21 protein-coding genes are annotated in these 21,081 nt (G+C 38.9%); 12 read left to right on the forward strand and 9 right to left on the reverse strand.

What is annotated here, in order from left to right; all coding sequences use genetic code 11:
* The 7 genes from QXL17_06275 to QXL17_06305 form a co-directional block, all read left to right on the forward strand.
* On the forward strand, positions 1–336 hold a 336-nt coding region (locus QXL17_06275; protein MEM4258738.1), incomplete at its 5' end, for a hypothetical protein.
* On the forward strand, positions 337–741 hold the full coding sequence (locus QXL17_06280; protein ID MEM4258739.1) for a hypothetical protein: 405 nt from the start codon (positions 337–339) through the stop codon (positions 739–741).
* Entirely contained in the window at positions 713–1,501 is a 789-nt protein-coding gene (locus tag QXL17_06285) for a hypothetical protein (GenBank protein ID MEM4258740.1), read from the forward strand. The genes QXL17_06280 and QXL17_06285 overlap by 29 nt, the downstream gene beginning before the upstream one ends.
* Before the next feature lie 207 nt (positions 1,502–1,708).
* On the forward strand, positions 1,709–2,851 hold the full coding sequence (locus QXL17_06290) for an ATP-NAD kinase family protein (protein MEM4258741.1): 1,143 nt from the start codon (positions 1,709–1,711) through the stop codon (positions 2,849–2,851).
* Between the two features lie 65 nt (positions 2,852–2,916).
* Positions 2,917–4,101, forward strand: coding sequence for a glycine C-acetyltransferase (locus tag QXL17_06295; protein ID MEM4258742.1), 1,185 nt, complete (start codon positions 2,917–2,919; stop codon positions 4,099–4,101).
* Positions 4,102–4,222: 121 nt separating this feature from the next.
* Positions 4,223–4,855 carry an archaeal proteasome endopeptidase complex subunit beta gene (gene psmB, locus QXL17_06300; GenBank protein MEM4258743.1) on the forward strand — a complete coding sequence of 211 codons (633 nt, stop codon included), beginning with the start codon at positions 4,223–4,225 and terminating at the stop codon, positions 4,853–4,855.
* Positions 4,856–4,947: 92 nt separating this feature from the next.
* Positions 4,948–6,858: a beta-CASP ribonuclease aCPSF1 gene (locus QXL17_06305; protein MEM4258744.1), complete on the forward strand. Its 1,911-nt coding sequence runs from the start codon at positions 4,948–4,950 to the stop codon at positions 6,856–6,858.
* Positions 6,859–6,888: 30 nt separating this feature from the next.
* On the opposite strand, the gene priS is transcribed toward QXL17_06305, so the two are convergent.
* Entirely contained in the window at positions 6,889–8,088 is a 1,200-nt protein-coding gene (gene priS / locus QXL17_06310; protein MEM4258745.1) for a DNA primase catalytic subunit PriS, read from the reverse strand.
* A gap of 92 nt (positions 8,089–8,180) precedes the next feature.
* Here priS and QXL17_06315 point away from each other — a divergent pair, with 92 nt between their 5' ends.
* Positions 8,181–9,362, forward strand: coding sequence for an AAA family ATPase (locus QXL17_06315; GenBank protein ID MEM4258746.1), 1,182 nt, complete (start codon positions 8,181–8,183; stop codon positions 9,360–9,362).
* Here QXL17_06315 and QXL17_06320 read toward each other — a convergent pair.
* From QXL17_06320 to ftcD, 3 genes are read right to left on the reverse strand one after another with little or no spacing between them, the layout of a single operon-like run.
* Complete coding sequence (locus tag QXL17_06320) at positions 9,340–10,056, reverse strand: endonuclease (protein ID MEM4258747.1); 717 nt, start codon at positions 10,054–10,056, stop codon at positions 9,340–9,342. The genes QXL17_06315 and QXL17_06320 overlap by 23 nt on opposite strands.
* Before the next feature lie 44 nt (positions 10,057–10,100).
* The gene (locus QXL17_06325) at positions 10,101–10,730 is read right to left on the reverse strand and encodes a cyclodeaminase/cyclohydrolase family protein (protein ID MEM4258748.1); all 630 of its coding nucleotides are present in this window, start codon (positions 10,728–10,730) and stop codon (positions 10,101–10,103) included.
* An 8-nt stretch (positions 10,731–10,738) separates the two neighbouring features.
* Positions 10,739–11,647, reverse strand: a complete 909-nt coding sequence (ftcD, locus tag QXL17_06330; protein MEM4258749.1) for a glutamate formimidoyltransferase — start codon at positions 11,645–11,647, stop codon at positions 10,739–10,741.
* A 60-nt stretch (positions 11,648–11,707) separates the two neighbouring features.
* On the opposite strand from ftcD, the gene hutI reads away from it, so the two are divergent.
* Entirely contained in the window at positions 11,708–12,940 is a 1,233-nt protein-coding gene (hutI, locus tag QXL17_06335; GenBank protein MEM4258750.1) for an imidazolonepropionase, read from the forward strand.
* Between the two features lie 70 nt (positions 12,941–13,010).
* Here hutI and QXL17_06340 read toward each other — a convergent pair whose 3' ends face one another.
* The 3 genes from QXL17_06340 to QXL17_06350 all read right to left on the reverse strand — a co-directional run bounded on the left by QXL17_06340 (position 13,011) and on the right by QXL17_06350 (position 16,004).
* Positions 13,011–14,414, reverse strand: coding sequence for a hypothetical protein (locus QXL17_06340; protein ID MEM4258751.1), 1,404 nt, complete (start codon positions 14,412–14,414; stop codon positions 13,011–13,013).
* A gap of 35 nt (positions 14,415–14,449) precedes the next feature.
* Positions 14,450–15,439, reverse strand: a complete 990-nt coding sequence (locus QXL17_06345) for a hypothetical protein (protein ID MEM4258752.1) — start codon at positions 15,437–15,439, stop codon at positions 14,450–14,452.
* A gap of 229 nt (positions 15,440–15,668) precedes the next feature.
* Positions 15,669–16,004: a PRC-barrel domain-containing protein gene (locus QXL17_06350; protein ID MEM4258753.1), complete on the reverse strand. Its 336-nt coding sequence runs from the start codon at positions 16,002–16,004 to the stop codon at positions 15,669–15,671.
* A gap of 98 nt (positions 16,005–16,102) precedes the next feature.
* On the opposite strand from QXL17_06350, the gene mfnA reads away from it, so the two are divergent.
* Together mfnA and hpt are read left to right on the forward strand one after the other, a co-directional pair.
* Entirely contained in the window at positions 16,103–17,263 is a 1,161-nt protein-coding gene (gene mfnA, locus QXL17_06355) for a tyrosine decarboxylase MfnA (protein ID MEM4258754.1), read from the forward strand.
* On the forward strand, positions 17,260–17,823 hold the full coding sequence (gene hpt / locus QXL17_06360; GenBank protein MEM4258755.1) for a hypoxanthine/guanine phosphoribosyltransferase: 564 nt from the start codon (positions 17,260–17,262) through the stop codon (positions 17,821–17,823). The genes mfnA and hpt overlap by 4 nt, the downstream gene beginning before the upstream one ends.
* Positions 17,824–17,872: 49 nt before the next feature.
* On the opposite strand, the gene QXL17_06365 is transcribed toward hpt, so the two are convergent.
* A complete protein-coding gene (locus QXL17_06365; GenBank protein ID MEM4258756.1) occupies positions 17,873–20,365 on the reverse strand; it encodes a C25 family cysteine peptidase in 2,493 nt (830 codons plus the stop codon).
* 117 nt (positions 20,366–20,482) lie between these two features.
* Here QXL17_06365 and QXL17_06370 point away from each other — a divergent pair, with 117 nt between their 5' ends.
* Positions 20,483–20,728 carry a DUF2116 family Zn-ribbon domain-containing protein gene (locus tag QXL17_06370; GenBank protein MEM4258757.1) on the forward strand — a complete coding sequence of 82 codons (246 nt, stop codon included), beginning with the start codon at positions 20,483–20,485 and terminating at the stop codon, positions 20,726–20,728.
* Between the two features lie 28 nt (positions 20,729–20,756).
* Here the strand turns inward: QXL17_06370 and QXL17_06375 are convergent, their stop codons facing one another.
* On the reverse strand, positions 20,757–20,915 hold the full coding sequence (locus QXL17_06375; GenBank protein MEM4258758.1) for a hypothetical protein: 159 nt from the start codon (positions 20,913–20,915) through the stop codon (positions 20,757–20,759).
* Positions 20,916–21,081 lie beyond the last annotated feature (166 nt).

Below are 21,081 nucleotides of genomic sequence, written 5' to 3' on the forward strand. Positions count from 1 at the left end.
GTTGATGATGCGATAAAAATATTTAGAATAGAACAACCATCAGGTAGAATTATATTTCAAGATTTTGGGGGATTAAGTGATAAACAAAGAATATTAGTTATCCTGGTAGGAAAATATTTTGCAAATAAAATGGGGATAATAGAAAATGCATCAATGAGCATTTCTGAAATTGCTAAAGAACTCGGTAGGCCAATGACTGCACTATCTGGTCCTATTAGAGATTTAGTGAAACAAGGTTTTGTTGAAGATCTTCCTGGAAGAAAATATCGAGTAGCCTATCATAGGATCAGAGAAATTTTTGATAAGATTTTACTGTTAAAAGCAGGAGGCAAATAGATGGACGAAGAAATAAAGAAGTTGTTTGAAGATCATGAACAAAGAATAGCAAAATTAGAGATGTTGATTCATACAAAACCAGATATTATCAAAAAGAAAATTTCTATTAAAGAATTTATTTTATCGAAAAAGCCAAAAGATGACATACAAAAGACACTTGTTATAGGAAATTATTACGAGAAATATCTAAATGTCAATTGTTTTAATATTAAAGACATTAAGGCTGGTTTTATTGATGCCAAAGAACCATTGCCTTCCAATATCAATCAGATGGTAAATGAAAATATCAAGAAAGGCCACATGATGCCAGCAAAAGAGAAAAAAGATAAATTAAAAGCATGGACCTTAACAAGTTCTGGTGAGAGGTTTGTTGATAATGACCTCAAAGAATCAGATACTAAGTAATTTAAAAATTCCAACAGATATAAGTGGTTTATTACATCAATATCATGATAGATATCTTGCAGATGATTCATTATCAGATATAAATGTCCTATTATTATCAGTATATTTAATAGAATATAAAAATAAAAAATCCGGAGCAAAATTAAATGAAGTAAAGGATTTATTCATTTATTTGGGAAGAAAGGAAGATCCTAATTATCGCGTAGCATTTCATAATGTAAAAAAACAAAAATTAATAGAAGAAAAACAAGAAAAACTATACCTTCTTATAGATGGATTAAAGAGAATAAGAATAATTATTGGACAGACAGGAAAACTTCCTGTCTATATAATCAAATCAGGAGGAAATTTTACAGCTGTACGACTATTTGAAGAATTTTTAACTAATGAAATCAAAGACAAAGAAATATTATTATGTGATCCTTATATTTCTCCATCTACGTTATATCCCTTCGTCATCTTAAAAGATAAAATTGATAGTATAAAAATTTTAAGTTCAAATCTATATGACTCTGAAAAATTTCATGATTACAAAAAGAAATTCGAGAAGGAAATGAAAGTGAATTTAGAAGTGAGATTAAATACTAAACTTCATGATAGATATCTGATATGCGGAGAAAAATGTTGGTCACTTGGTAGCAGTATAAAAGATCTGGGAAATAAAGATACAACGATTAAAGAATTAGACAGTATCACCACATCCTTAAAAGAACTGTTTCTCGAGCGATGGAATGAAAAAACTGAATCTAGTATAAGATAAAACAAAGAATCAATAAAATCGACCGATTCTCTCCAGTTGAATATCTGTAAAATCCATAAATCCCCACAGGTCCGTTATTTTCAAAAGATTAAATTAGCTTGTTTTTACTTTGATAAGTTTATCTTTTCTATTTTTTTGATTTTGATAGCCTGCAGATAAAACTACTTTAAACCATAACTTATTTACCTGATTCATTATAAGATGGTTATGACAAAAAAAATTGGTTTTCTTGTGAATCCTATTGCAGGGATGGGCGGCCGAGTTGGCTTGAAAGGTACTGATGGTGTTGTTGATCAGGCAATAACACTTGGTGCACAACCTCTAGCATCCAAAAAAGCGGTAGAGATGTTAAAAAAATTTCTTGAGATTCATCCATCAAAAGAGGATATTTCTTGGTATACCAGTACTGGAACGATGGGCGCAAAAGAGCTTGCTGCAGTTGGTATCACTCCTAGTGAAATTGTTTATCGACCACCATCCGATAAAACAACATCGTTAGATACAAAAAAGATATGTAGAAAATTTATGGAAAAAAAGGTGGATATAATTCTTTTTTGTGGCGGTGATGGAACAGCCCGTGATATTTTTGATATCGTTTCAAATACAATTCCTATTTTAGGGATTCCCGCAGGTGTTAAAATGCATTCTGGCGTCTTTGGCGTTTCAGTTCAGGCCACTGCAAAAATATTGCATGGTTTTCTTGAAACATCTCTTATCGTTGGTGATGCTGAAATTATTGATTTGGACGAGGAGCTGTATCGAAAAGGAGAATGGAAATTACGGCTGTTTGGCGTTGCAAAAGGAATTATTGAGCCGACCTATATTCAGGTTGGAAAAACAACGTATGAATCTATTTCCGAGGAAAGTATTAAAGATGAACTCGCCGAGCATATTCGAGATGAGTTAGATATGAATCCAGACACGTTATTTTTTTTCGGATCCGGAGGAACGATTGACCACGTCGCCCGAAAACTTGGAATTGAAAATACGCTTCTTGGGATTGACGCGGTCTACCAAAAACGAACAATTAGAAAGGATTTAAATGAAACACAAATTCTTCAGTTGTTATCAAAATATAAAAAAAGAAAGCTGTTGTTAAGTCCCATCGGTTCACAAGGTTTTATTCTTGGACGTGGTAATCTTCAATTGAGTCCACCTGTCATAAAACAAATAGGTCTTGATAATATTATCATCATTGCAACTCCTGCTAAACTAATTGACACTCCGGTTCTGAGAGTTGATACTGGTGATAGCAACCTTGACGCTCTTTTTTCACGTCGTGAATACTACATGGTAGTTATTGGGTATCGTCTTAGCAGAGTAGTGAAGATACAAACCAACATCTTTTAATATCAAACGAACCATTCTACCAGCGCTTATAAAAGGATATTCTTACTCTCGGGGGAATGCTTGATATGAAACGAAATCCAACTGCGTTTTTAAGAGAGGAATATGAGGATTTAGTCAAAAAACATTTTGACTGGAAACAGCGGATCCTTGAAAGTCCTTCGGTTCCACATGCAATTGTCAATGGTAAAAAGGTGTTAATGCTCTGTTCAAATAATTATCTCAATCTCAGTACGCATCCACGATTGATCAAAGCTGCTGTTCAAGCGGCGAAAAAGTATGGAGCTGGTTCAGGGTCGGTGCGAGCGATTGCTGGAACTATGAAGCTGCATATCGATGTAGAAAAAAAACTTGCAGCATTTAAGCGAACAGAAGCTGCTCTTGTGTATCAAACTGGTTTTGCTGCCAATGCCGGTCTTATACCACAGCTTGCTGGTGAAGGGGATATTATTATCAGCGATGAACTCAATCATGGTAGTATTATTGATGGTGTTCGATTGACAAAAGCAGATCGGGCAATCTATAAACATCGTGATGTTGGCGATTTGGAAAAAATTCTTAGAGACGCTGACAAAAAATACCGCCGAATTCTCATTATTACTGATGGGGTTTTTAGCATGGATGGAGACATTGCGCCCATGGATCACATCGTTAAGCTTGCCAACGAATTTGGTGCAATGACGTATGTTGATGATGCACATGGAGAAGGTGTCATTGGACCTGAAGGGAGAGGTATTGGGGCGCATTTTCATATCGAAGGAAAAATCGATGTTGAAATGGGGACATTTAGTAAAGCATATGGTGTTGTCGGTGGTCTTATTGCAGGAAGTCAGGATTTGTATAATTTTGCATTTAACAAATCTCGGACCTGGCTTCTGAGTGGTTCGCATCCGCCAGCTGTTGCAGCAGCACAACTTGCTGCAATCGAAGTACTTGAAACTGAACCAGAACATGTCCAAAAACTCTGGGAAAATACACGGTATTTCAAAAAGGAACTTCAGTCAATTGGTTTTGATACGGGAACCAGTGAAACTCCAATTACTCCAGTCATTGTTGGTGATTCAGAAAAAGCTAAACAATTAAGTGATTTGTTATTTAACGAAGGTGTTTTTGCGTTACCTATCGTCTTTCCGATGGTCGCTCGTGATAAAGCGCGGATTCGAGTGATGATGAATGCAGGATTGACGAAAAAGGATCTTGATTTTGCTCTTCGAATTTTTGAAACAAGCGGTCAAAAACTTGGTATCATATGACGCAATCAAAAAGATTTTTTTCGCTGTCTTAGTCGATTTCAGGTCGATTGCATAAAGTATAAATAAAACATATGAGATTCCTTCTTGTATTTTTCTTGGTTTTATAGGAGCAAATGTGATTATGACCGATGATATTAAAAAAACAGGAACTACGATCCTTGGTATGGTCTGTAAGAATGGTGTTGTTATCGCAACTGAACAACGAGCAACCATGGGGACCTTGATTGCACATAAAGGAACCAAAAAGCTGTATAAGATTGATGATCATCTCGCCTTGGCTACAGCAGGTCTTGTTGGTGATCTTCAAGTGTTAAGCCGTTACCTTAGTGCAGAGGTAAATCTGTATCGTTTAAAACGCGGTGTTCAGATGCCTGTGCAGAGTGCTGCAACATTGATGTCAAACATTTTGAATCAACGGAAATTCTATCCGTATTATGTTCAACTGATTCTTGGTGGTTGGGATTCAACAGGAGGTCATGTGTTTTCTCTTGATGCTGCTGGTGGGGCGATTCCTGATAAATATACTGCTGGTGGCTCAGGATCACCATATGTTTTTGGTGTTCTTGAAGATTTATTTGTTGATGATATGTCAACCGACCAGGGCGTTGATGTTGCCCTTCGGGCAATAACTGCTGCTATGAACAGAGATTCAGCTTCAGGAAATGGTGCAACTGTCGCTGTCATCAGTGATAAAGGATTCAAGATGTTTTCTGATGATGAAGTAAAAATTCGATTAGATCGATTAAAAAAATAGATAAACCGCACCAGTTCCGTTCATAAAAGATATTGGAAAACTCATTACACATTCAATCACTGTTATTTAATCCATTTTCAAAGGGTAAAAGTATGACCGTCGAAGATGTTTTACGTGAATTTAAAGCAAAAATTCGAAGCTCGATTCCGGTAAGTACAGATGTATCGCAAGTCGAATTTGAAGGTGCATTACTTGTAATCTATACCAAAACACCGGATAAATTTGCAAAAAATAAAGACCTTGTTAAAAATTTAGCGAAAACTCTCCAGAAACGTATTGTTGTTCGTCCTGATCCAAGCGTTCTGACTGATGAAGAAATCGCTGAGAAAAAAATCCGTGAAATTATACCAAAAGATGCAGAGATTACCGATATCTTTTTCCAACGTGAGCTTGGTGAAGTAACTATTGAGGCGTTAAAACCTGGCGCCGCGATTGGAAAAGAAGGTCAATTACTCAATGAAATCAAAAAATCAATTAATTGGACACCCCGAATTATTCGTGCACCACCTATTCAATCGAAAACCGTTAAGGAAATACGAGGTTATCTTCGGACGATGAGTGATGAACGACGGGATATCCTTCAGAAAATCGGTCGAAAATTGCATCGAGGTGTTTCTGAGGGGGAGAAATTTGTTCGCATTACTGCTCTTGGGGGCTTTCGTGAGGTTGGTAGATCATGTTCTCTGCTTAGTACTCAAGATAGCAGGGTTCTTATTGACTGCGGTGTTGATGTTTCATCAGATGGAGCAGGATCGCCGTATATTCATCTTCCAGAGGTTCTACCACTTGAGAAACTAGATGCTGTTGTTATTACCCATGCACATCTTGATCATTGTGGTTTGGTCCCATTACTCTACAAGTATGGGTATGCTGGTCCTATTTATTGCACACCACCAACGCGTGATCTTATGACGCTTCTCCAAATGGATTATTTAAAAGTTGCTGCAGCCGATGGGAAAAAAGTTCCTTATTCATCAGAACATATCCGCAGTGTTATCAAACATTGCATCCCTATTGGATATGGTGATACAACTGATATCACACCGGATATTCGATTGACGTTTCATAACGCAGGACATATCCTTGGGTCATCGATTTGCCATTTCCACATCGGAGAAGGTTTATACAATATTGCTTTCAGCGGAGATATTAAATTTGAGAAAACCTGGTTGTTCAATCCTGCAGTAAACCATTTTCCCCGACTTGAGGCATTGGTTGTTGAATCAACGTATGGTGGACGGGAGGATTTCCAACCGAGTCGCCGTGAGGCAACAGATCGATTGAAAGATATTATTGTCACCTCGATTAAAAAGAAAGGTAAGGTTCTCGTTCCGGTTTTTGCTGTTGGTCGGAGTCAGGAGGTAATGATTGTTCTTGAAAGTTTAGTAAAAAACAAGGACATTCCACCGATTTCTGTCTATCTCGATGGTATGATTTGGGAGGCAACCGCGATTCACACTGCGTATCCTGAGTATCTGAATAATCGTTTACGGACTCAGATATTCCAACAGGGAGACAATCCGCTTCTTTCTGAGATATTTAAGCGTGTTGATAGTGTTGAAACACGAGATGAAATCCTTGCGGATAAAGAACCATGTGTGGTCCTTGCAACAAGTGGTATGATGAATGGCGGACCGGTTATGGAATATTTTAAAAGTTGGAGTCCTGATGAAAAAAACACGTTAGTCTTTGTTGGGTATCAGGCTGAGGGGACACTTGGTCGGAAGATACAACGAGGCGCTAAAGAAATCGCGTTAAATACCGGAGGAACTATTGTAAATCATCCTATTAATATGAATGTTGAAACCTGTGATGGCTTCTCAGGTCATAGTGATCGGCGACAGCTCGTTGGTTTTATCAGTAATATGTCACCGCGCCCTGAACGGGTTATTTTTAGTCATGGTGAAGAATCAAAATGTATTGATATTTCTTCAGCGATCCATAAGAAAATGAATCTGAATACCGCTGCTCCTTATAATCTTGAGACCATTCGGTTTAAATAAAAAAACAGAGTAGCTATAATTTTTTTCTGTTTAACTGTTTGTCAGGATTGTTGCTTGTTTTCTGCCGATTAAAAAAACAGCAAGAAAGCCAGGTATCTCCTGGTTCCCTTCTGATAAATGAAATGTTTCATGGTTCATCGTTATTGTGACTTCTGTGGGGATGTGGGCCAAAACAGGTTTATCTGAAAGTACAACTGCGTCTTGGAGTGGGTCAAAATCGTCAAGTTTTTTGAGTTCTATTTTTTTTACGATAAATCCTGTTTTTCCATGTAATGATCCTGGAAGTCGAATCAACCGTTTCACATCGCAGGTGACCGGTTCGTCTGTCTCACCTGCTGCAAGAGAAACAGCTGTTTTCCGCAGAGCACTGTTTAAAAAAAACTTTCGAATGGTTTTTGTTTGATCAAGCATACCGTCCTTGATTCGTTGTACTCGATCTTCAGATAATTCAAGAACAAGTTTTTCAGCATCTTTCTCTCTTACACCATACTCTGTGAGTTTTTGTTTAGGATTATCGCTTTTTCTGATTTCTTCAACAATGTCAATAATACCTCGGCTGATTCTTCCTTTCCAACCATGGTGATCTGGAGTCGGCATCGTTAAACTTTTCCCACTGATATATGTCCGTCCACCGTAGCTTCGTCGACCAGTTATTTGTTCATGAAATATTATTGTATCTTCGATATCTCGACCGGTGATATAATCAACTAGTTCCCTGCGTTCATTACTATCAAGATCAAGAATTGCTGGATCTTTCACATGACAATGATACCCTCGACCACCGCTAAAGTAGAGTTCTATGTATTTTTCATGAAATCCAAAATCTCCGAGAAGGAACTCTTCAACTAGTTTTTTAAATTCTTGCTTAACGATTCTGAGTGATTCGACGTAACTCATTTTTTCAGCATTTGGAAGATGATCTGAATCAAGATCAAAGATCAGTTCTGCACCCATCCAGTTTTTTTCCTGCATGGTAGCAGCATCTGGTTTTGTGTAATATGCTGATGAGTAGTACGCATGTTGAGGTACTCTCTCTCTGAGAAACGTTAGGTATTCTTGTTTTTTTGTAAAACCAATATGCCGAATCATGCCTTTACCCTGGAAAAGGATAAATGCAAATTCTCTCCTACCAAATCGATCTGGAAGTTCGGCAGGGGCTGTTGTGTAGTACTCTTGGAATAATGATCTGGTATATTCGATTGATTTCTGGTTTTCATCTTTTATTTCCATATGTTAAAAAAGACATCGTGTTTTTAGTCTATAATCTTTATCCCTCTGGCCAGATAAAGATTTATCAACCTGTCGATATTACCTTCTGATATATGCGTGATATCATCGAAGATGAATTATTCTCTTCGTCAGTCATTAAAGATCTCCGAACCCTTGATTTTGACTATGTTCCAGAAGAACTTCCTCATAGAACTGAACATCTTCGCAAACTCACTCAGATGTTCAAACCTGTTTTTAACGGGCTGTCTCAACATGTGGTAATTCAGGGTCCTGTAGGTTCAGGAAAAACAGTTTTGGTAAAAAAATTTTGTTCATCCTTTGCAGCTGTTGCTCGAAAACAAGGAAAAATCATTGATTATGTTCATGTAAATTGTCGGAAACGATCTACTGATTCATTGGTACTTCTTGGCGTTTTAACCCATTTTGACCCTGGCTTCCCTGATCGTGGTTTCTCAGTTCAAGAAATGATCCAGGTGCTACAGAAACAACTTCAGCGCCGTGAGTCACAGCTGATCCTTGTTCTTGATGAGGTTGATGCACTGTTGAAAAAACAAAAATCTGATTTAATTTATACATTATCTCGGTTCAATGATGAAACTTTAAAAACCCAGAATCCAGTTTCATTGATTTGTATTTCGCAACATGATATTTTTGGTTATCTAGAGCAATCTGCAGTAAGTACTTTTAAACGAAGTAATCGTATTCTTCTCGATAAATACAGTCGAGATGAGCTCTACGATATTGTTATGCAGAGAGTACAGCTTGGTTTTCATCCTCATACTGTTCTTTCTGATAGTATTGATTTGATCGCTGATTTAGCTGCTGAATGGGGCGATGCTCGTTTCGCAATTGAACTATTATGGAAAGCAGGTTTATATGCAGATGAACAACATAAGCAACAGGTAATTCCTGAGCATGTTCGAGCGGTGAAAGCTGAAACGTATTCTGTGGTTACTGAGACAAAATTAAAAAATCTTGGAAAACACCATCTGCTTACCTTACTTGCTATTGCAAAGCGACTGGAAAAAGATGGAACTGCATATGTTATTACGGGTGATGTTGAGAAAACCTACACGATAACCTGTGAAGAATACCATGAGAAACCTCGTGCGCATACCATGTTTTGGACGTATCTCAAAGATGTGGAGAATGCCGGTTTTATTACGATGAAACTGTCCGGGAAAGGGCAGCTTGGGACAACGCAGTGGATATCGCTTCCTGATATTCCTGCAGGTGTTCTCCGAGAGAAACTTACAAGTATGCTTGAGAGTTAGGATACGTGCAGAGTTTGTGTACCGGGCAGGATTGACAGAGAGGTTTTTTTCTGCAAAAATTTTTTGCGAGTTCTACAAGTAATGCATGAAACTCTTGATAAAGTAATACCCGTTGTTTTGGTTGTGTTTCTTTTTTGAGTTCTGTTTGAAAAAAGTTTTGAAACGTATCATAGGTATCTGTATCACCGATTTGAAATGGTATTCGCTTTGCGATTCTTTTCGTATATGCATCGATGACAAAAAACGGTTTATTTCCAGCATAGAGCAGAATAGAATCCGCGGTTTCAGGGCCAATACCTTGTAATGATAGAAGTTCTTGGCGAAGTATTTTTTCATCTCTTGTGAAAAACAGATCAAGGTCAGCATGATAATTTGTATAAAGATATTGCGCTATATGTTTTAATCGCTGTGCTTTTTGATTGAAAAAACCAGATGGTTGAATGAGTTTTTTTAGATGGTTTTCATCTATTGATACAAGAGCTTTGATAGTCATGATGTTGTGCTGTTTGAGTTGTTGTAATGCTTTTTCAACGTTTGTCCATGCTGTGTTTTGGGTTAATATCGCTCCAATGATAATTTCAAATCGCGGGTCACTTTGATATTTTTTATGATATGACAGATCAGTTGGCCACCAGTTCTGTTCGCCAAAATATGAGAAGAGTTTTTGGTATAATTTAAAGGGAGTACATGTCATTGGTCATCTGATCCATGGTATTCTTGCTATGCAAATCAGTTTTTTTAAAGAGTGCTTTCGACAATGTTTATGATTTTTTGATTTTTCTCATCGCTTTTGAGTTGTATTTCCTTGAGACCAAACATCATGTTTTTGACAAATGCTTCATCTTTAATTGCACCAAGATTAATTTTTACATTGAAAACTGCTGCTTGTACACCTGCATGTGCCATGAGTGATGATACTGCTGCGTCGGTGATAGAATTTTTATTTCCTTTTTGTGCTACTTCTAATGCGAGATCAAGGATCTGTTCGCAAAGTTGTGCTGTTTGAAAGGGAACCTGTGCTGCTTTTTTATACGCCTGTTGGAGAGCGTTTCGTCTTTTTTGTTTTTGTTCGTCTGTTTCTTTTGGCATTTGTATTGCCGTTATAACTTCATTGAATGCCGCAGTGTCTTTATCGATAAGATCCGTTAATTCTTTCCGAAGTTGCTCACTGTGTGATAGGATTTTTTGTATCTCTTCTTGGACGGTGAGATACGCCTCTTTTCCAAGGGTAAGATTTCCTACCATAGATGTTAATGCAGCACCGAGTGCGCCAGCCAGGGCTGCAACACTTCCTCCACCGGGAGCTGGGCTACTTGAGGCAAGTTCATCAAGAAATAGGTTAATTGGTAATTGAGATAGTTTCTGCATATTCATAATCACTTCTGTATCTCGACGAGTTTTTTTTCTAAGATTTGATCCGTAGTAAAATGTTCGAGTCGGAGATAATGGTCAGCTACTTGGCTCAGTGCTTCAACAGGTATTAAACCTACGATTTCACTGCCGATGACCGGAACGCCATATCGTTCAGCTTCATTTTTAATTGTTTCAAACACTCGGAACAGGGGTGTTTTCTGGTAGTTGACGAGATTCATAGATACTTGAACAATGTTTCGCTCTTTGATTTCAAAACCCATAGCTTTTACATATCGGTATCCACCGCTGCTATGACGGACTGCTTGTGCGATTTTTTTTGCAATCTCTACATTGTTTGTTCCAAGGTTGACATTGTAGGCGATGAGGAAGAACCGTGCACCGACTGCGGTTGCACCAGCAGTTGGATGCATTTTATGAGGGCCGTAATCTGGTATTCTGTCAGGGTTTTTCCCAATCTCATTTTTAAGTCCTTCGTATTCACCACGGCGTACATCGGCGAGATTACGTCGGTCTTCTCGTTGTGCTGCCTCTTCATAGAGAAAACAAGGGACGTTAGTTTTTTCTGAGAATTCTTTGGCAAACTCATGTGCAAGTTTGATGCAATCCTCCATGGTTACTTCAGAGATGGGGATAAAAGGAACCACATCGATAGCACCCATTCGTGGATGTTCTCCTTTATGTTTGTTCATGTCAATGAGTTCAACACATTTTATTGCAATATCTAGTGCTACTGCTTTGATCTTATCAGGAGGACCAATAAGGGTGACATCGGTTCTATTATGATCAGCATTTGGTGAAAAATCTAAAAGATGGACGTCGGTATGTTTCTGTATGAGCTGATGAATTGCATCAATAGTCTTTTTATTTCTCCCTTCACTAAAATTTGGTACGCATTCTACAATTTTTACCATGGGGTTTGTCACCGTAAACCTTAATCAAGGAACCTCTTTTAACTATTTGTGGTTCAAGGTATGACAAGTGTTGATATTTTAATTAAAAATGCATCTGAGCTAGTAACTCTGAAAGGAGCTGAGTCTCCAAGAAAAGGACAACAACTTAGTGAGCTTTCAATCATTAAAAATGGTTCAATTGCCCTGGATAATGGACTGGTTGTCGCCGTCGGGAAGAATCTATCTTATACTGCTGATAGAGTCATTGATGCAACAGGAAAAATTGTACTCCCTGGTTTTGTTGATCCTCACACCCATGTTGTTTTTGCTGGTTCTCGTGAGTTTGAACTTGATCTGAAATTGCAGGGCATGTCGTATCTAGACATTTTACAGAGGGGCGGAGGGATTTTTTATACGGTTTCAGAAACGAGAAAAGCATCTGTTGATCAGTTGATCTGTGAAAGTACGAAACGACTGAATACTATGCTTTCGTATGGAACAACCACGTGTGAAGCAAAATCAGGATATGGCCTTGATTTGAAAACTGAGATGAAAATCTTAGAAGTTCAACAACGATTAAACAAAGAACACGTAATTGATATTGTGTCAACGTTTCTTGGAGCACATGCTGTTCCTCAGGAGATGTCTTCTGAGGAATATACGGATTTGGTGATTGATGAAATGTTACCGCACGTACGTGATTCTGCTTCTTTTTGTGATGTTTTCTGTGAGCAAGGTGTTTTTACTATTGATCAGACACGCCGTATTTTGACGAGTGCAAAAAAGTATGGTTTTGGTTTAAAGATGCATGCTGACGAACTTGTCGATACCGGTGGCGCACGTCTTGCTGCACAGCTTGGCTGTATTAGCGCAGATCATCTGTTACAATCGTCAGATCATAATCTCCAGGAGATGGCTCGTGCAGGGGTAATCGGAGTGTTATTACCTGCAACTCCGTTGACGTTGATGCAGCATTCCTATGCGCGTGCACGTGCAATAATTTCGTGCGGTGTTCCTGTTGCACTTGCTACCGATTTAAATCCCAATTGTTGGACTGAAAACATGCAGCTTATGATTCAACTGGCGTGTTATTATATGAAAATGACGCCGGCCGAGGCAATCGCTGCGGCAACGTACAATGCAGCGTGTGCTCTTGGTTTGCACCATACCATTGGAAGCCTTGAAGTTGGAAAACAGGCAGATGTTCTTGTTCTGAATTGTCCGTCGCATTTGTTCATCCCCTACCATTTTGGGGTGAATTTGGTTAACACGGTGATTAAAAAAGGAAGCGTTGTTCGTAGTTTTTCAGAATAAAAACATCATTTTTACAAAGAGCTCCAGATGTAAAAATGTGAGAGAGGCAGCGAATACCTCAGAAACCGTTTTAAAAAAACTTTTTTTGTTTTTCTTGTTCTCGTTTGATTTTTTCTAGAATTTTTTCTTTCTTTTGATCTGTGTCTGACGTGTGTTCAGCTTGTTTCTCCACAGGTATTGCTTCTTTTGCTGGTTTTGTTTCTTTTTTCTTTTTTGAGACTATTGTTTTTGTTACTGTTGGTTCCTTTTGTTTTCGTGATAAGAATCCAGGTTTTGACAGCTGGCTACGTTTTAATTCTTGTTTCGTTGATTCTTTATAGCTTCTGTACCAGTCGAGTGCTGATTTATATTCTTGTTCCATCATGATGCGTTCTTGCTCGTAGGCAGCTGGGTCAGATTTTTTTAATTCGTTCAGATGGGCTTGTTCTTCAGGGATTTTCCAGGGTTTGGTTGGTTTTGGACCAAAGCGTTCTTCTTCTCGTTTTTTTATCATTACGGTATACAATGCATAAATGCAAGCAAGAATAATAAACAATGCTGCGGCAGCAACATACATAACATCAGAGATATAGACGCCTTGGGTTCTGATTTGAACACGTCCGTAGAATTTATCGCGGGGGTTGGTTGATGATGCAACTGAAATATTGATGATATGTGTTGTGCCAGGATCATAAAGAATATCTTTTGCGATGAGATACGCTGTGATAACTTTTGCTTCGCCAGCATCAAGCACTAATGCCTGTGTGGTAACCCCTCCTTTTATTCTATCGGTTTCATTGAGTCTGATTTGAAAGGTATCCTTGAAGTAGCCTAAATTTTTTATTTCTATTTGGTATGTTGCTACTGAACCTGGGCTTATTGTTTTTATCTGTTCAATAGGGCGGATTTCGACATAATCAAGTGATGTTGATCGAAGAGGGATGTCAAAATAGGATGTTCCGTATTCTGAGTTATCTTTTAAAAATCTAGTTGCTTTGATGCGGACAATCACAGTGTTGTCAACAGCGGTATCCTCAACGTTTACTTTTAAGGTAAGATCTGCTGTTTTTCCATCGGTTGACTGCGCGATGGTGTTTGGTGAAATACTTACACTCCAGCCTGGTTTGCTTCCATCGATCTCAGCGCTAATCAAGATTTTTGAATATCCGAGGAATGGTTTCCAACTCCGATGGATAAAGTTTCCCCAGATAACTTGAGTGAGAATAAAGGATATTGCTTTCCCGATTTTTGTTCCTTTAAGGAAAAATAATGAAGGCGGTAGATAATTTTGTAATCTTGTCCAGTTGATTCCAAACGTATCATCAAATTTCAAGTAAATAAAATTATCTTGGTTTGGTCGGATAATCGGTAGTTGACCAGAGGTAAGAATGGAGACTTCAGCTGTCGATTCGTTACTTGCCTGTGTAGCGATTGTTACTGTAGGAAGAAGTAACCCAAGAATGATAAAAATCGTTATACTCTGTTTACATCGCATAGTTTTTCCATCGTTCGTTTTTGCTTCTTTTGCTTTTATTTATTTTTTTTATTATTTTTTATGTATGTGGCAAGTATTGCTGCTAATCCAAGAGCAGCAGCAAGTATGACAAATTCAAATCCTGGCGTTGATATCCCTCGATTTCGTACGGTCACTTGATAAATAACCGGAGAACCAACATATTGTGACTGTTGAGATCCGGCTGCAGGAGGCCAGAATTCAGGTGTGAATTCTAAGGTAATTGTTTCATATTCATTATGCCATCCGAATCCAAAAGGAGGTGTGATTGAAAAACTCATTAAACCAACCTCGCCAGGTGCAATAGTTATCTGGGTGTTTGGTAAGAGTGGTGTCCACCCTTGAGGATAGTCAAGAATCCGTGCGGTGACCCGAGTTTTTTTGTTCCCAAGGTTTTGAATTTCTATGGGGAATGTTGCAGTTTCTTGCGGACCAACAAATTTCACAGGATTCTCAGTTCTAATATCAATATCTGGGGTGTATCCTGGTTGGAAGGTTATATCAACTTTGGCAGTACTTGGTTCAACCCGTCCGCGTGCAACTCGGGGTGCTTCAGCTTTGATCGTGATGAACCAGTTTTCAGCCGGTGCATTTTCAAGGGGGGCAATGACGATTGCAGTTTCTGCTTCGAGAAATTCATTAGCGATAGAGTCAATGACTGGATTTGGATTGACAATTGAGACTGTTGCCCAGTCAGGTCGATTCTCTATTGTCAGGGTGATCGGAACCGGAGGTAAGATGATGCCAAATATTAATAGTTTAAGTGGTGAATTAAGGAATATTGAGGGCACTACTGCTTTATATCGAATTTTAATTGGTACAAGAACCGCAGGGCCACTTGGGTGAAAATCAACTCCTTTGGTTGCGTTAGTATCATAGGTTATTTCTAAGATTGATGAAAAGGTGAGTAATTTTGCAGAGGTTATTGGAGTAAAGGAACATAAAACACTACAGAACAGTACTAAAATTATTGCTGTAGTTTTAACCATTCGAAGGTTTTTCGTCATGTTTGGTACCACCGGTTTTTTTTATTTACTACAATATTAGTTATTTTACTAGATATTTAAACTTTATTGTACAGTTCTTATTCTTCGATATTCAGTACTCCTAGTATAAATATATATAACTTACATGATATAAAAATATTTGCATGAAAATCAAGATTTATATATGAAAATGAAAAAAAAGGAAAATTCCCCAAATTTTTCTGATGTATTCCAGATGGAGGAATTCTAATTATTCGATCATCTCGATGGGCTGATCAGCTCCCTCTGGTTTTGTCTTTTTATCTTCTTTTTTCTTAGTAGTAACCTTATTGGGGAAGTTGGAGAGAATGATAATATCACCGACTGCGTTAACCCATCGGTAGGGAACAGCCACATCAACGCTTCCTTCAACCAGTGATGGATTCGTGTTAGTTACCAGGAGGCTACTGATCTTTTTTTCATCGATATCAAGGAAAACGTTTTTTACATGTCCAATATAGATCCCATTCCTGGTATACACTGGCAATTTCAGAAACGTGGTGACCTCGCTTAACTTTTCGCCGGTTTGTTGTTGTTTTTCCATCATGTAATCAAAATACAATTACCTATATTAAAATGTAATGGTATCCTTTTTTTGATCAAGAGAATCTTTTTTTAAATGTTACCTTATTCTCTGTTTGTTCTATGACTCCCAAACAAAAAGCTCGAATGAATGCAGTCCTACAACAGCTGAAACAGTATCAACATAAGGAACTTAGTTTTTCGAGCGGGCGGATTCTTGGTTCGATGTGTACTATGCCCCATCCGATTGCAAAAAAAGCATATCTGATGTTTCTTGAAACGAATCTTGGTGATCCTGATCTTTTTCCTGGAACCAAAGAAATCGAACAGCGGTACCTTTCTTTTCTTCAAAAACTGCTCAACGCACCCCAGCGTTCAGGAGGACTCATTGTGAGTGGTGGAACTGAGGGAAATATCACGGCGATGTGGCTTGCAAAACAACGTTCTCGTAAGAAGAAAGAAATTATTCTTCCGGTACATGCGCATTTCTCGATGAAAAAAATCGCATCTTTGATGAATATGCGACTTATAGCTATCCCGTTAACTAAGGATTTTACCATGGATGTTTCTTGCGTGAAAAGAAAAATCACGACTAATACTGCAGCAGTGCTTGGTGTTGCCGGGTCAACCGAGCTAGGAACTATTGATCCAATAGCTGAACTTGGTGAGCTCTGCGAAGATGAAAAGATTTTTTTGCATGTTGATGCTGCTTTTGGTGGTTACGTAATCCCATTTTTACACCAGCTGGGATACAAGGTACCTGAGTTTGATTTTACAATTCCTGGTGTTCAGAGCATTTCACTTGATGCCCACAAGATGGGATATGCTGCTATCCCGCTTGGTGCTTTGCTGATTCGAGATCAACAATGGTTTGAAACGATCAGTGTTGAATCTCCATACATCAGCAGTACGACGCATACAGGTCTCCTGGGTACTCGTTCTGGTGGCCCGGTTGCGGCTGCGTATGCTGTTGCAAAGTATCTTGGATATAAAGGATATATGAATCTTGTAAAACAGTGCATGAAGACAACAGAGTATGCAGAAAAAAGAATTACTGATCTTGGTTTACCGTTGTTTGTCAGGCCAACGATGAATGTTGTTGGGGTAAAATTGAGAAAACCCGCTGAAGTAGTACACCAGTTAGCAACTGCTGGTTGGCGGGTGAATCTTTTACGAACGCTCGGTGGAATGAGACTTGTTCTTATGCCGCAGATTACCACACACATCATCGATGAATTTATCCCAATTTTTGAAAAAACTTGTAAGAAAGTTGGTGAACTATGACGTTAGAACTCTTCAAGCAATCATTGTATCAAGCACCAATCATCAAAAAAGATACCTATAGTTACCTTGTTCACCCGTTAACTGATGGTATTCCGTTACTCTCTCCAGCGCTTCTCTGTGAAGTAGTCGCTGAGATGAAAAAACAGATACAAACGATAGGCGCATTTGACCGAATTGTGACCATAGAGGCAATGGGCATACCCCTTGCAACTGCGCTTTCTCTTGACCTAGACATTCCCTTTACGATTCTACGAAAACGAAAATATCAACTTCCTGGTGAGAGATCTGTTGGGCAGGTCACTGGATATTCACAATCAAAACTGTATATCAATGGACTCAAAAAGGGGGATACGGTTATAATCGTTGATGATGTGCTGAGTACAGGAGGTACCTTACGTGCAATACTTGAGGTATTCCATCAGATGGATATTGCGGTGAAAGGTGTTTTTATTGCAGTCAATAAAGGAACCTGCAAACAGACCATTGCTTCAGAATATAACGTACGTATACATACTCTTGTGGATATTGCTATCATAAACGGTGCTGTTGCTCTTCAGTAATCTTTTTTTTTGAAAAATGGAAAAAAATTGATGGATATACTTTTTTTTTTTATTCGTATCCACCAATCTTCAATGTTGGATCACCGAGGAGGACCCATTGTTGCACGGTTTTCGGATGCCCTGCGGCAAGATCAGTAATATCAAAGGTATTCAGATAGCTGGTAACTGTCTGAGCATGGGTTTGACCAAGAATATCAACGCCGTATTCTCCGTATTGTCTAAAGAATTCGATTGTAATCCATCCGTCGCCGCCACCCGTAGTCAGATCAATTCCAGGCATCCCGTAACCAAGTCCTGTATTGCCGATAGATGCAATTGCACCACCACGTGGGTTTCGAACCATTCTCCAACTGAACGTTTGTGGTACTGGGACACCATGACACCACATATAGAGTTTCGGGAATCTTGGGAAATAATAATGGAGTATATCAAGGAGGCCATACACCATTGAAACGTTGAACTGACTGTTATGGCAGCCTCCAACAACAGCAATTGGAAGTTTTTCTTTGTTGTTAACAGTGTCCATAGGGAATGCTGGTCGAGTTACAAATGGAGACCATGGTCGAAGAGTGGTGACCTGCATGCCAGTCACACTACCTTTTTGTCGATTACCCGGAACACCAGGATAATGATCAGCCCAGACATTCGGACTGCCATGTCCTGAGAAAAACAAGAAGCCACATCCTGTAGTCCATGCGTCGAGAACTGCTTGTTGACCGGTGAGTCGACCATTCGAAGTCCAAATGATTTCCCGATCAAAATCTGCAGGCATATAGTAGAGAGCACCACCGCGACCAAGCAATGCTTTTTCACCAGTAGTCCATTCGCCTTCGTAGTACATCTCTGTGTTATTTCGCCAGTCTTCAAACACAATCTGATCAGCACTATTTTTTATCCAAACATGGATATTGCTTTTATTTCCGTATGGTTTTGGATCATAGGATTTTCCTCGGATGGTAAGTACTCCGTTGAGGTAGCTAATGTTTCCCCAGAAATAAAATTCGTTACAGTATGCTTCGCTTTCTGATGGAACATAGGTGTAATCTGTATTACCAAGGATGTTTCCCTCGGTAACCGTGGTGATCTCGGCAATCGGAAGCCCTGGATATGTCGTGGTTCTGAGATAATCATCATGGTTGTAGGTAAGGAGGGTTTCCTTGGTTTTATCAATCGTGATGTTGATGGTTTCTATTGGGCCGAAATCTCCAGTTGGGTTGCTGCTCTGTGCATAGATGGTATATGCTCCGTTTGGTAGAGGTTTCGTGTCCCATTGTATGTTTAAATCCTGTTGATCAAGAAAACCATCACCGCTGACGACGATCATTTTTTTGAACCATTCTTTTCCAGCGGTTGTTGTTTCATAGGTGATGATTTTTTGGACAACAGTTTCGACTTCTCGTTTGTTGGCACAGGCAAGTCGACCGAGATTTACATCAGGATACATATCAATTCCAGTATCGTTTGCATACCCTGGTTTTCCCCATCCAGCAAAGATACCATCTCCATTGACGTCCCAGTCTGAGAAAACTCCACCGATTCGGTAGATATCAGCGTAGTAGAGATCACTGATCACACCAGGATCAAAAATTGCACTTCCGGAAAGCGGGAATTTTGGGTTGTCATAAAGATTGGTATACCGAACCGGGACATGCCATCCTTTGCTACCTTGGTTTGCATCATCGCGAGGCCGGGCACATACCACATTTTTTAATCCACCAACGAGAAGTACTGAGGTGATCCCGAAGGTTTCGATTGCATCTTTGATGAAGTTTTTAATCTGCGCTGGCTTATCCACACCTTCGTAGTTGACATAGATATCTTCGGTTGTCTTCAAGAATGTTTTGACACCATGATTATTTTTATGGGTTATGAGTGGTTGGAGTTGTTTTTCAAAACTTTTTGGTGCGATGATAACGAGATCATAGGACTCTTTGATTGAAGATAACGGATTCGGTGCAGGTGAGGTGTAGCTCACGTGAATCTCCGTAGTTTTTGCAATAGTTAGACGTCTGGTTGTTGGGGTATACCGAAGTGGATATATATGGACTGATACAAACGTAACACGTTGATTGTTTTTATTAAGACCCACACCAATTTTGGTAGAATACCATGTGGATGGGTAGGGTGTTGTCATCGAGTAAATTGTTGGATCTTTGGTTATCGTGTCGTGCTTTTCAGTATCAAGAGTATCGGTCAGGAGGAGCATCGGAGGACAGGGCCTGATATCTCCGGTGATGTCAAGGGTGGTAATATCTGTTGGGTTGACGTTGACAAGGATGTTGGTTGCTGCGAACGGCAACTCATAGGTTTTGATAAGGATCGGTAGTCGAGGATGTCCTGGTATAGAGAGGTACGTTGCAATATCTTTCATTGTGACAAAAACACTCTGATCGACTGATGATGTTTGGATGTTGATTTGTGGTGTGATAATACTGTCTGTAACTGAATGTGATGTTTGATGTTCTGCGTGACCTAACGGAATTCCAATGCTTGATAGAACAAGTATTCCTACTATCATGATATGTATTTTATTTTTCTTCATTGTGGTATATTCCCCCAGAATTTTAATTTTATACTGATTCATATTATAGTCTGTAGGTAATTAAATTTTTCGGGTTTCCTTTGATGGAACAACTTTGATGGATGAACCTAGAATTATATGAAAAACTATATCAGTAGCATTACCATTATCAGGATTGAATATGCTATGACTGAAAAAATACCACAACACACCCACTGTCATATCTGCGGTAAGGCGGTACCTGTTTCGGAAACCCTCTGTTCAGAAGACTGTAAACAACGATATCAAAAGATGATGAAAAAACGACGACTCTGGATATATCTTATGTGGGCTCTGATTGCATTTACTATTATCATCATGATTGTTGTCCCACGACTCGGGTAAAAAAATCAAAAAAGAAAAAACGTCTTTTTTATTCTGCGAGTTCTTCTTGGAGATCAATAACCATCTCTGTAAGCACATCTTCAAAGATCTGATGACGGTATTCTTTCACTGCTCCATTCGCAAGATGTGCACGTGCAACAAAATCTCGCCCGTCTTTTATAATCTCGATATGACAAACCGTCTCCATATACGTTCCTACCTGAGTTTTTATTCCGAATCAATCAACTCTATAAATACTTTTTGTGCCACAAGGCTTCATCCCGAAATAGATAATTAAGGAAGAAACATTCATTTTTTCATTGGATGGGACGCGCAAAGAAAAGGATTAATCCAACAGTTGCGAACCATGTGAA

The organism is Candidatus Thermoplasmatota archaeon (assembly GCA_038884455.1).
Taxonomy (GTDB): domain Archaea; phylum Thermoplasmatota; class E2; order DHVEG-1; family DHVEG-1; genus JAWABU01.